General features: G+C 65.9%; 11 protein-coding genes. 4 read left to right on the top strand and 7 right to left on the bottom strand.

Annotated features, from left to right (window positions below):
• The first annotated feature begins 16 nt into the window (after window positions 1-16).
• The gene (locus GFD32_RS19470; RefSeq protein ID WP_163578238.1) at window positions 17-781 is read left to right on the top strand and encodes a FadR/GntR family transcriptional regulator; all 765 of its coding nucleotides are present in this window, start codon (window positions 17-19) and stop codon (window positions 779-781) included.
• Here the strand turns inward: GFD32_RS19470 and GFD32_RS19465 are convergent.
• The 6 genes from GFD32_RS19465 to GFD32_RS19440 are packed head-to-tail and all read right to left on the bottom strand — an operon-like array spanning window position 778 to window position 8,333.
• Window positions 778-1,692 (bottom strand): SMP-30/gluconolactonase/LRE family protein, encoded by a 915-nt coding sequence (locus GFD32_RS19465; RefSeq protein WP_163578237.1) that lies wholly within the window; start codon window positions 1,690-1,692, stop codon window positions 778-780. The genes GFD32_RS19470 and GFD32_RS19465 overlap by 4 nt on opposite strands.
• A 23-nt stretch (window positions 1,693-1,715) precedes the next feature.
• Window positions 1,716-3,461: an IlvD/Edd family dehydratase gene (locus tag GFD32_RS19460; RefSeq protein ID WP_163578236.1), complete on the bottom strand. Its 1,746-nt coding sequence runs from the start codon at window positions 3,459-3,461 to the stop codon at window positions 1,716-1,718.
• Window positions 3,462-3,485: 24 nt separating this feature from the next.
• A complete protein-coding gene (gene araH, locus GFD32_RS19455; protein ID WP_089688679.1) occupies window positions 3,486-4,496 on the bottom strand; it encodes an L-arabinose ABC transporter permease AraH in 1,011 nt (336 codons plus the stop codon).
• Window positions 4,497-4,530: 34 nt separating this feature from the next.
• Window positions 4,531-6,024, bottom strand: a complete 1,494-nt coding sequence (araG, locus tag GFD32_RS19450; protein ID WP_163578235.1) for an L-arabinose ABC transporter ATP-binding protein AraG — start codon at window positions 6,022-6,024, stop codon at window positions 4,531-4,533.
• Window positions 6,025-6,056: 32 nt separating this feature from the next.
• Complete coding sequence (locus GFD32_RS19445; protein WP_163578234.1) at window positions 6,057-7,052, bottom strand: arabinose ABC transporter substrate-binding protein; 996 nt, start codon at window positions 7,050-7,052, stop codon at window positions 6,057-6,059.
• Between the two features lie 51 nt (window positions 7,053-7,103).
• Window positions 7,104-8,333, bottom strand: coding sequence for an aldose epimerase family protein (locus tag GFD32_RS19440; protein ID WP_205599171.1), 1,230 nt, complete (start codon window positions 8,331-8,333; stop codon window positions 7,104-7,106).
• A gap of 157 nt (window positions 8,334-8,490) precedes the next feature.
• Between GFD32_RS19440 and GFD32_RS19435 the strand changes: the two genes are divergently transcribed.
• A complete protein-coding gene (locus GFD32_RS19435; RefSeq protein ID WP_163578233.1) occupies window positions 8,491-9,447 on the top strand; it encodes a LysR family transcriptional regulator in 957 nt (318 codons plus the stop codon).
• Window position 9,448: 1 nt separating this feature from the next.
• Here the strand turns inward: GFD32_RS19435 and GFD32_RS19430 are convergent, their stop codons facing one another.
• Window positions 9,449-10,375: a Gfo/Idh/MocA family protein gene (locus tag GFD32_RS19430; protein ID WP_163578232.1), complete on the bottom strand. Its 927-nt coding sequence runs from the start codon at window positions 10,373-10,375 to the stop codon at window positions 9,449-9,451.
• Window positions 10,376-10,862: 487 nt separating this feature from the next.
• Here GFD32_RS19430 and araD1 point away from each other — a divergent pair, with 487 nt between their 5' ends.
• Window positions 10,863-11,849 carry an AraD1 family protein gene (gene araD1, locus GFD32_RS19425; RefSeq protein ID WP_163578231.1) on the top strand — a complete coding sequence of 329 codons (987 nt, stop codon included), beginning with the start codon at window positions 10,863-10,865 and terminating at the stop codon, window positions 11,847-11,849.
• 20 nt (window positions 11,850-11,869) lie between these two features.
• Window positions 11,870-13,447 carry an aldehyde dehydrogenase (NADP(+)) gene (locus GFD32_RS19420; RefSeq protein ID WP_163578230.1) on the top strand — a complete coding sequence of 526 codons (1,578 nt, stop codon included), beginning with the start codon at window positions 11,870-11,872 and terminating at the stop codon, window positions 13,445-13,447.
• The last annotated feature ends 119 nt before the right edge of the window (window positions 13,448-13,566 follow it).

Genomic DNA, 13,566 nt, shown 5'->3' with positions numbered 1-13,566 from the left:
ATCGACATGAGCCGCCATGACCGCGACACCGCCCAAGCGCCCCGTCAAGCCTGCCCGTCCCAGCGTGGTCGAGTTCCTCGCCGAAGCCATCTTCTCCGGGCGCTATCAGCCCGGCGATTTCGTTCCCAGGGAGATCGACCTGTGCGAGCAGTTCGCCATCAACCGCTCGGCGGTGAGAAGCGACCTGCGACAGCTGGTCGACGTCGGCATCATCGCGCGGATTTCCGGACATGGCTCCAAGATTCGCGACTACGAGGAGTGGAACATCCTCGATCCATCGGTGACCGAGTGGATGACCCGCTACGCCTCGCCCAACCCGCGCATCCAGCGTGAGATCCTGGCCTTCCGCCTGGACGTCGAACCCTACGTGGCGATGACGGCAGCTCGGCACGCCAAGGCGCTCGACCTGGTGGCCATCGAGGAGGCTCTGGAGGGCATGAACCGCCACCTGCATGCCGACAGTGCCGAAGAGAAGCAGCGCTACAGCGACCACGATGTCGCCTTCCACGTGGCCATCTTCAAGGCCAGTCATAACATCGTCTGGGCGCAGCTCTCGCATATCCTGCGCCCCTCGATTCATTTATTGGTGGAAACGTCCAACGACAGTACCGCCGACCCCGAGGCCAGCTTCGAGCGTCATCGCCAGGTGATGGAGGCGATTCGCGCTCGCCGGCCCCGCGACGCCTTCCTGGCTGCCCGCGAGGTACTGCAGGGAACGGCCGAGGCGCTGGGCATCGAGCCCGGCAACGGCACTCTGGGCAGCTGGCCGGAACCGGCCTAGCGCTGAGCTGGCACGTTACGCGAAACCGCGAATGCCGGTGATGCCAGGCCTCGAAACCCAGGCGCGACGCGGAACAGACCGCCCGCCAGGGCTTCCTGGTCGCGGCCGTCGGCCGCGGTGGTGATGTAGAGCTGGTCGAGCTCGGGGCCGCCGAAGGTGCAGGACGTCACCCGCGAGGCGGGCAGGATCAGGGTCTCGTCCAGCGACCCGTCGGGCAGGAAACGACTGACGCGCCCACCGCCCCAGTGGGCGATCCACAGGCCGCCCTCGACATCGCAGGTCATGCCGTCCGGATGGCCCTGGGAGCCGGAAAAGCGCAGATGCTCACGCTTGCCGGAAAGCCCTCCCTCGGCCGACAGGTCGAAGGCATAGACGATGCCTGCCGCCGTATCGCTGTGATAGAGCGTCGTGCCATCGGGGCTCACGGCAGGACCGTTGGCGATGCCGTAGCCGCGGTCGAGCCGGCGCAGCCCCACGCCGTCGAGGCAATACAAGGCCCCGCGTCCCGGCTCGCCACTCTCTTTTTCGTTCTCGCTCATCGAACCGAACCACAGTCGCCCACGGTCGTCCACCGTCGCGTCGTTAAAGCGATTGCCCGCCGGTTCGTCGGGAGTCATCCAGTCGCCGACGATGCACGGCCCGTCCTCAGCGAGACGCAGGTGGACCAGGCGCGAGGCGAGCCCGGCGATGAAACCGTCGCCATCGGCCCGCGGCACCAGCCAGCAGCAGGCCTCGTCGAGCGACCAGCGGCGGGTTCTGCCGCTGGCATGGTCATGGACATGCAGCATTCGCCCCAGAATGTCGACGAACAGCAGCTGGCCGGCTTTCCCTTGCCCGGGACGCCACAGCGGACCTTCGCCCAATCGTGCCCGGCCCTGCCATACGCATTCGACCTTGGCACCATCGACCATCGCCGGCCCCCGCTCCATGCCGCTCAATGGGAATGTCGCGGGACGTCGGCGCCGCGCGACCCACGCAGGAAGTCGAAGTCGCAGCCCTCGTCGGCCTGCAGCACGCGCTCGATGTAGAGCTGGCGATAGCCGCCGTCGCTGGCGATCCGGCTCGACTGAGCGGTGGGGTCGCTTTCGGCCAGGCGCGCCTCGAGTTCGGCGTCGTCGATCTCCAGATGCAGCTTGCCGGCATCGCAGTCGAGCTCGATCCAGTCGCCGTCGCGCACCGCAGCGAGCGGCCCCCCAGCGGCGGCCTCGGGGGCCACGTGCAGCACCACGGTGCCGTAGGCGGTACCGCTCATGCGCGCGTCCGAGATGCGCACCATGTCGGTCACGCCCTGCTCGAGCAACTTCGCCGGCAGGCCCATGTTGCCGACCTCGGCCATGCCGTGATAACCGCGCGGCCCGCAGTTCTTCATCACCAGTACGCTGTCGGCATCGACCTCGAGGTCGGGGTCGTTGATGCGCGCTTTGTAGTCGTCGAAGTCCTCGAACACCACCGCGCGTCCGCGGTGGGTCATCAACTCGGGGCTCGCCGCCGAGGGTTTCAAGACCGCCCCGTTGGGGGCGAGGTTGCCGCGTAGCACGCACATGCCGCCATCCTCGCGCAGCGGCCTCTCCAGCGGGCGGATCACCTCGTCGTCGTAGAGCGGGGCGTCCTTGACGTTGTCCCACAGCGTCCTGCCGTTGACCGTCAGCGCCCCCTTGTGCGGCAGGCGGTCGGCCTCGCCCAGCCGGCGCAGCACCGCGGGAAGCCCGCCGGCATAGTAGAACTCTTCCATCAGGAAGCGCCCGGAAGGCTGCAGATCGACGATGGTCGGCGTGCCGCGCCCGACGCGACTCCAGTCGTCGAGACCGAGGTCGACACCCATGCGCCCGGCGATCGCCTTGAGGTGAATCACCGCGTTGGTCGACCCACCGATGGCGGCGTTGGTGCGGATGGCGTTCTCGAAAGCCTCCTTGGTGAGCACCTTGGACAGACGCAGATCCTCTTCGACCATCTCGACGACGCGATTGCCGGAGAGATGCGCCAGTACGTAGCGACGCGAATCGACCGCGGGAATCGCCGCATTGTGGGGCAGCGAGGTGCCCAGCGACTCGGCCATGCAGGCCATGGTCGAGGCCGTGCCCATGGTGTTGCAGGTACCCGCCGAGCGCGACATGCCGGCCTCGGCGGCCATGAAGTCGTGAATCGATATCTGGCCCGCCTTGACCTGCTCGGAGAGCTGCCAAACCACGGTCCCCGAACCGATGTCCTTGCCCTCGTGCTTGCCGTTGAGCATCGGCCCGCCGGTCACCACGATGGTGGGAATGTCGCAGCTCGCCGCCCCCATCAGCAGCGCCGGGGTGGTCTTGTCGCAGCCCACCAGCAGCACCACCGCATCCAGCGGGTTGCCGCGGATCGACTCCTCCACGTCCATGCTCGCCAGGTTGCGGGTGAACATCGCCGTGGGCCTCAGCAGCGATTCGCCGTTGGAGAACACCGGAAACTCCACCGGATAGCCCCCCGCTTCCAGCACGCCCTGCTTGACGTGCTCGGCCAGTTTGCGGAAGTGCGCATTGCAGGGCGTGAGCTCCGACCAGGTGTTGCAGATGCCGATGATCGGCTTGCCGTCGAACTCATGGTCGGGGATGCCCTGGTTCTTCATCCAGCTGCGGTACATGAAGCCATTCTTGTCGGCGGTACCGAACCACTGAGCGCTGCGCAAGGGACGCTTGCGGTGGGTCATACGAGGTCTCCTGAAACCGAAGGGTCATGCACGCTGGCGTCGGGTCTGCTTCCAGCGGTCGAACATCACCGCCAACAGCAAGATCGCGCCACGCACCAGGTATTGATAGAAAGTGGGAACGTTGAGCAGGCCCATGGCGTTCTGCACGCAGCCCATGATCAGCACCCCCACCAGCACGCCGGTGATGGTGGCCACACCGCCGGAGAGGGCCACGCCACCGAGCACGCAGGCCGAGATCACCGCCAGCTCCAACCCCATGGAGGTGTTGGGGTCGCCCAGCCCCATGCGCGAGGCCAACAGCACGCCGGCGATGCCGGCCACCACGCCCTGCAGGCCGAAGACGATGACCTTGAGACGGCGCACGTTGACCCCAGCCAGTGCCGCCGCCTCGGCATTGCCGCCGGTGGCCAGCACGTTGCGCCCGAACGCGGTCATGTTGAGCAGCACGCCGAAGATCACGAAGCAGGCGATCATGGTCCACACGGGCAGGGTCAGGCCGAGAAAGGACGCGCTGCCGAGGTCGAAAAAGGCTGGGACGGTGATCATCACCGCATCGCCGCCGGACGTGATGTAGGCCAGGCCGCGCACGAACTCCATGGCGGCGAGCGTGGCGATCAACGAATTGATGCCGAACTTCGCCACCACGAAACCGTTGAAGGCCCCCACGGCACCACCGGCGAGCACCCCGCCGAGCACGCCGATCGTCACGCTGCCCGACGCCGAGGTGACCACGGCGGCGACGACACCGGCAAAGGCGACGATGGAGGCGACCGAGAGATCGACCTCGCCCAACGCCAACACCATCATCATGGTGGTGGCAATGGTGCCGATCAGGGTGACGGAAAGCAGCAGTCCCACCATGTTGCGCCCGGTGAGAAAGCCGGGGATGAAAACGGCCAGCGCCACGAACAGAACAACGAAAATGGCGATCAGTCCGGAGGTGTCGAGCAGGGTACGCAGGGGCTTCGGGAGTCCCCGGCGCGGGGGCACCGCAGCCACACTGCCGTCTCCCCCAGCGAGTTTGTGGGTTGTCATCGGATATCCCTCGGATGGCTCATGTCGAAATGGATCAGGCGGGCAGCGCCAGTCCCAGCAGACGCTCCTGGGAGGCCTCCCGGCGTGGCACGATGTCGATGAGCTCGCCATCGCGCATCACGCCGATGCGGTCGCAGATGGAGCTCACCTCGGCCAGATCGCTGGAAATCACCACGACGCTCTTGCCCTGCTCGGCCAGGTCGTAGAGCAGGGTATAGATGTCGCGACGCGCACCGACGTCGATGCCACGCGTCGGCTCGTCGACCACGATGAGATCGATCTTCTCGGCCAGCCAGCGCGCCAGGATCACCTTCTGCTGATTGCCGCCGGAGAGCGTGCCGATGGGCGTGCGCGGCCCCGGCGTCTTGATGCTCAGCTGCCGGATGAACGCCTCCGCGTTGGCACGCTCGCGTCGCGGGTTGCGCAACACGCCCCAGCGCTTGAAGAAGCGCCGGCAGCTGATGTTGAGATTGTCGGCCACACTGGCGACCGGAAAGATGCCCTGCGATTTACGATCTTCGGGACACATGGCGATGCCCTGGCGAATGGCCTCGCGGGGGCTGGCGAAGCGCCGCGCCACGCCCCGAAAGCGTACCTCGCCCGCCCTGGCGGTTTCGGCGCCGCACACCAGCCGCATCAGCTCGCTGCGCCCGGCGCCGACCAGGCCGAACAGGCCGAAGACCTCACCGCGCTTCACCGCGAAACTCACGGGCGCCCGCAACCCCTTGCCCTCGAGCGCCTCGATCTCGAGCATCACTTCGCCCGGCTCACGCTCGCGGTAGCCGTAGACGTCGTCGATGTCGCGGCCGACCATCTCGCTGACCAGGGTGTCGTGATCCAGCGATTCGAGGTTCTCGTGGGTATGGATGTGCTGGCCGTCGCGGAACACGGTGACCGCATCGCACATCTCGAAAACCTCCTCCATGCGATGGGTCACGTAGAGCACCACGCGGCCCTCGTCGCGCAGCCGCGCGACGATGCGCTCGAGCTGCCGCGTCTCCTGCACCGACAGGCTGCTGGTGGGCTCGTCGAAGGCGATGATGCGGGCGTCGCGCAACAGCGCCCGGCCGATCTCGATCATCTGTTGCTGGCCGATGGAGAGGTCGCGCACCTTGGTCGAGGGGTGGATGTCGCCCTCACCGAGATCCTCGAGAATGCGCATCGCCCGCTCACGCAACCGCCGTCGGTCGATGAAGCCGCGGCTGACCGGCAACTGGCCGAGAAGCAGGTTCTCGGCCACCGACAGATTGGGTGCCAGCGTCAGCTCCTGATAGATGATGGCGATACCTTGGCCGAGCGCCTGGCGGGCGTTGGCGAACACATGGCGCTCACCGTCGATCCACAGGGCGCCTTCGCTGACACGGTTGACCCCGCTGAGCACCTTGAGCAGCGTCGACTTGCCGGCGCCGTTCTCGCCCATCAGGGCATGCACCTGACCGGCGCGGGCACCGAAGCTGACCTTGTCGAGCGCCCGCACCCCGGGAAAGACCACGCTGATGCCGTCGAATCGCAGATAGGGTTCCGTCATGTCGCTCTCCCGATCACCGTGAGCCGCCACCGTCACAGCCCCAGTTGGTCGCGCACGTCCTGCCAGTTGTCGCGCGTCATCAAGGTGCCGGAGGTCTCGGTGTTGGCCGGCGGCTTTTCGCCTTCGGTGATCCAGCGATACAGGTTCTCCGCCGTCTCGCGGCCATGCTTGGTGGAACTGACGGCCACGGTGCCGTGGAACCCCGTCGGGTTTTCGCGCGAGAACTCGGCGAAGGCGGCACCGGAACCGTTGATGCCCACGCCGATCACGTCCTCGGCCTCGAGGCCGTACTGCTCGGTGGCGCGCACGCCGCCTAGCACGCTCTCTTCGTTGAGTGCGTAGATGATCCAGTGATCGAACTCCTCGTGCTGAGAGATGACCGGCGAGGCCGCCGAGAAGGCACTGCTGGTATCGGTGTTCTGCTGCGGCGCATCGAAGACGTTCTCTTCCGGGAAGCCCAACTCGAGCAACACGTCGGTGGCGCCGTCGGTGCGCGCCTTGGCGGTGGGTAGTTCATTGTTGGTGATGCGCAGTGCCGCGACTTCCTGCGGATCCCAGCCGCGCGCGCCCATTTCGGCGACGAGCGCTTCACCGACCTGCTGGCCGATCTTGTAGCCCGACATGCCCAGATGCGGTACCTCTTCCATGGGCTCGCCGTCGCCGCCCACGAAACGGTCGTCCACCGTGACCACTTTCATGCCGTACTCGTTGGCGCGGTTCATGATGGCCGGCCCCAGACGCACGTCCGGCGGACAGATGACGAAGCCCTGGGCTCCCTGAGAGTTGAGATTGTCGATGGCGCTGAGCACCTCCTGGCCATCCTCGCCGCCCAGCCGAACGACGCTGAAGCCCAGTTCTTCGCCAACCTGGGTGGCGGCATCCTGCTCGTTGATGAACCAGGCCTGTTCCGGCTTCTTGACGATGAAACCCATCTTGACGTCCTCGTCGGCGGCCTGTGCCGCGCCGACGGTGCCGAGTGCCAAGCTGGCGCTGAGCGCCATTCGCGTGAAAGTCGTTGTCATGGACATATCGTACTCCTGAAGTCTCGAAGGGGTTGTTGTTGGTATCGGGCTACTGGGTCACGAGCCCGGGGTTTCCTGTGCGGAAAAGCGGTAGATCGTCCGTGAGCGGTAGGTGTCTCCCGGCTCGAGAATCGTCGAGGGAAAATCGGCTTGATTGGGCGAGTCGGGGAAGTGTTGGGTCTCCAACGCGAAGCCGGAGCGGTGCGCGTAGGCTTCCCCTCGTTTGCCCGTCAGATCGCCAGCGAGGAAATTGCCCGAATAGAACTGGATGCCGGGCTCGGTGGTGGCGATCTCCAGCAAGCGCCCGCTATCGGGCTCCCATACTCTGGCGGCCAAGGCAGGGTCGTCGACGGACGCGCCATCGTTGGCGAGTACGAAGTTGTGGTCGTAGCCCTTGCCGAACGTCAGTTGCCGATTGCCCTGCTCGATGCGCTCGCCGATCGGCGTCGGCTGGGTAAAGTCGAACGGCGTGCCTTCGACAGAGCGGATTTCGCCGGTGGGAATCAGCCCTTCATCCACCGGGGTAAAGGCGTCGGCATCGATCGTCAGGTGGTGATCGAGAATGCTGCCGCTGCCTTCGCCTTCGAGATTGAAGTAACTGTGCTGGGTGAGATTGACCGGCGTCGCCTTGTCGGTCGTCGCCCGGTAATCGACGATCAGCTCGTCGGCATCGGTGAGGGTATAGGTCACCTCCGTTTCCAGGTTGCCCGGATAGCCTTCCTCGCCATCCTCGCTGGTATAGCGCAGGACCAAGCCGACTCCTGCGTCGTTCTCGAACGGTTCGACCTGCCACAGCACTCGGTCGAACCCCCGCTGGCCGCCATGCAGATGATTGTCACCATCGTTGGTCGCCAGGGAATGGGTTTCTCCATCGAGGGAGAACCGGCCGCCGGCGATGCGATTGCCGTAGCGACCGATCAGGGCGCCGAAGTAGGGATTGGCCTGGCGGTAGGCATCGGAGAGATAGGCGTCCAGCGAATCGAAGCCCAGTACGATATCGTCGAATTCGCCCTGAACATCGGGCGCCTTCAGCGAAAGGATGATGCCGCCATAGCCGATGACGCGCATCTCGATGCCATTGGCGTTGGCAAGACGATACACGTCGACCTGGCGGCCGTCGGGCAACTGGCCGAACGCCGACCGATCGACGCTTCGCTCGGCCGCGCCGTCGGACGCCGTTGCGGTGTCGCCATGGGCGCCAGCCACGCCGAACATCAGCATGGCGGCGCCCATGCTGAGCCACAGGGGCGTTCCGGCACTGCGCATCGAGGCGTACGTGAGTGGCATGATCGATCTCCTTGATCCTGGCATTGTTGTTATCGGTACGACGCATTCGTCGCGAATACAGCCGCTACAGTAGACAGCCACGACATAACCAACCAATATGCATCGGGCTATCAACCGATACACAAAACGATATCGAGAACAAAAACAGCGAGGCGACATGCACACGCTGGGTGACGATTGGTTCCTCCAGGCACGACTAAAGTTGCGCCACCTTCAGCTCTTTCTGGCCCTCGACGAACAGCGCAACCTGCATCGTGCGGCTGCACAGCTGGGCATCAGCCAGCCGGCTGCCTCGAAGCTGCTGGGGGATGTCGAAGCCCAACTGGGCGTCAGGCTGTTCGACCGCCATTCACGCGGTCTCGTCCCGAACTGGTATGGGGAGGTCATGGTGCGGCATGCTCAGGCCGTGCTCTCGGAGCTGCACAACACCGGTGAAGAACTCAACGCCTTGTTCGAAGGCAATGCTGGCAAGGTGGCCATCGGCACGGTGATGGCGCCCGCGGTAACCCTGTTGGCCAGCGCCATCGAGCGGGTGCACCGCACCCACCCCAGGCTCAAGATCAGCGTCGAGGTCGACGTCAGCAAGCGGCTGGTACCGAGGCTGCTGGAAGGAGAGCTCGATTTCGCCATCACCCGAATACCGGAGGGGTTCTCCAGCGATCCGTTCGTTTTCGAGGAGATCGGCGAGGAGGAAATCTGTTTCGTGTGCCGGGAGGGACACCCGCTGTCGGGAGCCGATCCGTTGACGTTGGAAGCCATGGCCGCCTACCCGTGGGCGCTACAGCCCCAAGGAGCACTGATGCGCCAGCGGGTCGACGCACTGTTTCTCTATCACGGCATAGCGCACCCGGCGCAGATCGTCGACACCACCGACATCCTGGTGGCGCTGGCACTGATCGATCGCTCGGACACGATCACGGCCACCACCCGCCAGGTTGCCGACCTGCTGTGCGCCCCGGCACGCTTTCGCATCCTGCCCTTCCATCAACGGCTCAGCGTGCAGCCGTTCGGGCTGGTCAGCTTGCGGCGGCGCCGACCCTCTCCAGGAGCGGCGACGCTCATGAGCATGCTGCGAGAACGGGTGACCCGCCAGCGACAGCGAGGACTCTCCTGACTCATTCGGCGAAGGGCTCCGTCGGCTCGCGCCTGGCTGCCAAACTGGCATCCGCCACATGCCGCAGAGGCGCCAGGTCCACCTCGCTGCGCCCGTCCCGGACCAGTTCGGCGAACCGGGCATAGAGCCCCGGATACTCACGCTCTTCGGCATCGAGCAGACACCGGCCGTCCATCTCCAGCCGACAGCCTCCCCGTAGCAGGCTGAGCCGTCCCGCCTCGGTCTCGACATGAATGTTCCAGATCGGCGGGTCCGGCTGACGAAAATCGAAGTCGGCCACGACCGGCGTACCCTCGGTATCGCTGAAGGTCAGCGCCGCGGCGATGGGCGCCTGGCAATTGCTGGGCACCCATAGCCGCGCATCGCGCAGGAAAAAAGCGCGCGGCAGGATCTCGGTGGCGATCGACAGCGCATTGATGCCGGGGTCGAACACGCCCATGCCGGCGGGCTCCCAGATCCACGCCTGGCCGGGGTGCCAGACCCGCACGTCCTCCCGCCAGTCGATCTCGACACGCCGAATGCGCTTATCCTCGAGCCAGTCGCGGGCCTGAGCCACGGCCGGGGCGAAGCGCGAATGCCAGGCCGCGAACAGGGCACCGCCCTGGCGCTCGGCGAGCTCGACCAGGTCCTCGACCTCACTCAAGGTCGCGCCCGGCGGCTTCTCCAACAGCACGCTCTTGCCCTGCTCGAGGGCGATACGCGCCTGCGAGTAGCGCAGGTGCGTCGGCGTGCAGATGGCCACCGCTTCCAGCTCGGGATGCGCCTCGAGCATGTCGCCCAAAGCGGCGTAACCGGGTACCGCGTCGTGCCGAGCGTTAGGGTCCGCCGTCGCCAGCAGGTGGAAATCGGGGCTTTCGGCCAGAGCCGGCAGGTGCTGATCGCGGACGATCTTGCCCACCCCGACCAAACCGATGTGAATGCGCTGCATTGCCAAGTCCTTCGTTGCATGCGGCGAGACGTTATGCCTCGCCGATAAGAGTGGCACGACCAAAGTCTATGTTGAACATGGCGTGCATATGTTCAACATATAAACGACAAACCCCACAAAGCAACCCTTAGAGAGGCGGCTCAGGCTCGCATCCGGTAAACACGCAGGACTCGTTGCTGAAGTCTTTCATCTCAAGAGCGTGGTGTCATGCGGGGTCGGTCACTCGAGCCTCCGCTTTTCGGCCTTACCGTACATGCTCGATACGCTCTGCATGCCGGCGGCGCTGCTCTAGGCGTTGTCTGAAAAGTCGGCGAGCGAAGGCCAGACAAGGCAAAAATCGGCGAAAAGACGGAGTTTACGCACTGTAAATGAGTACTTTGAGCCGATTTTTAACGCCGTATGGTCGAGCGCAGCCAGTTTTCGGACAAAGCCTAGTGCCACTGACGATATGGCCACTCTGACAACGCCCAATACGAGGAACCCCGCCATGCGATTGATACAATGCGAGCATCAGGGCCGGATCCATGCCGCCCTGGTCGAGCGCGTCGACCAGGTCCGCCTGCTCGACGCCGACACCTACACGCTGGCCCGCCGGGCCATCGCCGCTGGGCAATCCCTGGCACAGGCAGTGGAAGCAGCCCTGACCGAGACCCGCCTCGACTATCAGGCGCTGATCGATGAAAAACGCCTCTTGCTGCCACTGACCCACCCCGATCCGGCCCACTGCCGGGTCACCGGCACCGGCCTGACCCACCTGGGCAGCGCCGACACGCGCTCGGCCATGCACGCCAAGACCCAGGTCGATGAGGCCGAACTGACCGACTCCATGCGCATGTTCAAGCTGGGCGTCGAGGGCGGCAAGCCAGCCCCGGGCGAGGTGGGCGCCCAACCGGAGTGGTTCTACAAGGGCGATGGCAGCTGCGTCGTCGCGCCCGAGGCCGAGATTCCCGTGCCCCATTTCGCCGAGGATGCCGGCGAGGAGCCGGAACTCGCGGGCCTCTACGTGATCGGTGACGACGGCCAGCCGTGGCGTGTCGGTCATGCCATCGGCAACGAGTTTTCCGACCACGTGACCGAGCGCTTCAACTACCTGTGGCTGGCCCATTCCAAGCTGCGTGCCTGCAGCTTCGGCCCGGAGTTGCTGGTGGGCGAGCTGCCCGACCATCTGGAAGGGACAAGCCGCATCGTCCGGGATGGAGAGACGCTGTGGGAGAAGCCATTCCTCACCGGCGAGGCCAACATGGCACACAGCCTGGCCAATCTGGAACACCATCACTTCAAGTACCCAGGTTTCCGGCGGCCCGGCGACGTGCACGTACACTTCTTCGGCACGGCAACGTTGAGTTTCGCCGACGGCGTCCAGACGCGCGATGACGACCGTTTCGAAATCGACCTTCCCGAGTTCGGCCGCCCGCTACGCAATCCACTACGCTTCGAGGTGGATAACCCCGACATCGCCGTCAAATCGCTCTGACAGCAAGCAAGGAGTTCGTTATGTCCCTGGAAGGCAAGATGCTGATCGGCCGCGAAGCCGTCAGCGGCAGCTCCCAGCCCATCAACGCCGTCGACCCCGCCACCGGCGAGACCCTAGAGCCCACCTACGTGGGCGGCACCCGCGCCGAGGTCGAGCGCGCCTGCGAACTCGCCGAAACGGCTTTTGCCAGCTACCGGGAGTCCACGCTGGAAGAACGCGCGACCTTCCTCGAAACCGTGGCCAGCGAGATCGAGGCCCTGGGCGATGCCCTGGTCGAGCGTGCCATGGCCGAGACCGGCCTGCCCCAGGCACGCATCCAGGGCGAGCGCGGCCGTACCTGCGGCCAGCTGCGCCTGTTCGCCTCCGTGGTGCGCGCCGGCGAATGGCTCGACGTGCGCCTCGATCCGGCGCTGCCCGAGCGCGAACCCATGCCTAGAGTCGACCTGCGCCAGCGTCATGTTCCACTCGGCCCCGTCGCCGTCTTCGGCGCTTCCAACTTTCCGCTCGCCTTCAGCGTGGCCGGCGGCGACACCGCCTCGGCGCTGGCCGCCGGCTGTCCGGTGATCGTCAAGGCCCACTCCGCCCATCCCGGCACCTCGGAGCTGGTGGGGCGTGCCGTGCAATCGGCGGTGGCCAAGTGCAACCTGCCCGAAGGCGTGTTCTCGCTGCTGTTCGGTTCCGGACGCGAGATCGGCCAGGCGCTGGTCGCCGACCCGCGCATCCAGGCGGTGGGCTTCACCGGCTCGCGCTCGGGCGGTCTGGCACTGCAGCGGACGGCGCAGGCGCGTCCCCAGCCGATCCCGGTCTACGCCGAGATGAGCTCCATCAATCCGGTGTTCCTGCTTCCCGAGGCGCTGCAGGCGCGTGGGAAGGCGATCGCCGATGGGTTCGTCGGCTCGCTGACCATGGGTGCGGGGCAGTTCTGCACCAATCCCGGCCTGGTGATCGGCGTCAAGGGCGAGGCACTGGACGCCTTCCTGGCCGCCGCCGCTGAGGGGGTCCAGGGCAGCGCCGCCCAGACCATGCTCACCCCGGGCATCCACGCCGCCTACCAGGAGGGCGTCCAGTCGCTGGCTGCCAACGCCAAGGTGCGCGAGATCGCCCGTGGCCAGGCGGGTAGTGGCCCGCACGAGTGCCAGACGGCACTGTTCGCCGCCAGCGCCAGCGACTTCCTGAGCGACACGGCACTGCAGGCCGAGGTGTTCGGCGCCAGCGGCCTGGTGGTGGAGTGTGCCGACGCCGACGAGATGCGCCGCGTGGCCGAGGCCCTGGAAGGCCAGCTCACCGCCACCCTGCAGATGGACGACGGCGACACGCCAACGGCCACGTCGCTGCTGCCGATCCTCGAGCGCAAGGCAGGGCGAATTCTCGCCAACGGCTGGCCCACCGGCGTCGAGGTGTGTCACGCCATGGTCCATGGCGGGCCCTACCCGGCCACGTCAGACTCACGCACCACCTCGGTGGGCAGCGCGGCGATCCACCGCTTCCTGCGCCCGGTGTGCTATCAGGCGCTGCCGGAGGGGCTGCTGCCCGAGGCACTTCAGGACGGCAACCCGCTGGGTGTGAGTCGGCTGGTGGATGGCAAGCGTGAGAGCTGACACACACTGCCACGGTCTCAGTTACGACACCCTACGTACGCAAGGCGACCCACCGGGTCGCCTCGCTTTCTTTCTTTGAAGCGTCCCCAGCTCCATGCCCGCCCTGACGTGCTATCACA

The sequence above is a fragment of the Halomonas faecis genome (assembly GCF_010993975.1).
Taxonomy (GTDB): Bacteria; Pseudomonadota; Gammaproteobacteria; order Pseudomonadales; family Halomonadaceae; genus Halomonas; species Halomonas faecis.
Note: the sequence above shows the minus strand (reverse complement) of the source record. Positions and strands in the feature narration are given on the sequence as shown.